At 63.1% G+C, this 948-nt stretch carries 1 protein-coding gene; it reads left to right on the forward strand.

The features are described 5' to 3' along the window. Window positions 1–50: 50 nt before the first annotated feature. Window positions 51–948 (forward strand): IS5 family transposase gene (locus B7R22_RS18410; protein ID WP_253259167.1). Its coding sequence is split into 2 segments (ribosomal slippage): window positions 51–410 and window positions 412–948, totalling 897 coding nucleotides; the frame shifts between segments, so codons are not numbered across the junction.

The following is a 948-nucleotide window of genomic DNA, read 5'->3' on the forward strand; positions in this document are numbered from 1 at the left end:
CTAGGGCGTGTCTCCTAAACGTGGTGTCAGTGTTCTGGGATGCTGTGGGGATGTCCCGTTCTGCTGTTTTGAGTGATTCCGATTGGGCTATTTTGGAGCCGTTGTTGCCGTCGTCTGCGGGTCGGCGGGGTCGGCCGTTCCGTGATGATCGTCGGGTGCTCGAGGGCATCGTTTACCGGTATCGGTGTGGGATCGCGTGGCGTGATGTGCCGGCCGAGTTCGGGCCGTGGCAGACGCTGTGGAAACGGCACCGCCGGTATTCAGGGGATGGCACCTGGGATCGACTGCTGGCCCAGCTACTGACTCGCGCCGACGCTGTGGGTGCGGTGGACTGGTCGGTTTCGGTGGATTCCACGATCAACAGAGCACATCAGCACGCAACGAACCTTCCCCGCACCACAGGGGGATCTCTCGAATTACACGAATCTGCGGCAGGAACCGCCTGATCACGCGATCGGTCGCTCGCGTGGCGGGCTGAGCACCAAGATCCACGCTCTCGTCGACGGGCGCGGCCGCCCGCTGGTGCTGCTCACCAGCCCCGGACAGTCCGGTGATTCGCCGATGTTCCCGGCGCTGATGGGTCAACTCCAGATCAACCGTGCTGGCCGCGGTCGGCCGAGGACCCGTCCCGATCGCGTACGTGCTGACAAGGCGTATTCATCTCGTGCGATCCGTGTACACCTGCGCGAACGCGGCATCATCGCCGTCATCCCCCAGCCCTCCGACCAGATCGGGCACAGAAAACGACGAGGCAGTAAAGGCGGCCGGCCACCCGCGTTCGACGCCCACGATTACAAAGCCCGCAACGTCGTCGAACGCAACTTCAACACCTTCAAACAATGGCGTGGCCTCGCCACCCGCTACGACAAACTCGCCCTCACCTACCGCGGAGGCGCCGTGCTCAGAGCAATCACGATCTGGGTCAAGGAATTAGGAGACACGCCCTAG

It is taken from the genome of Subtercola boreus (genome assembly GCF_003399635.1).
Classification (GTDB): Bacteria; Actinomycetota; Actinomycetes; order Actinomycetales; family Microbacteriaceae; genus Subtercola; species Subtercola boreus_B.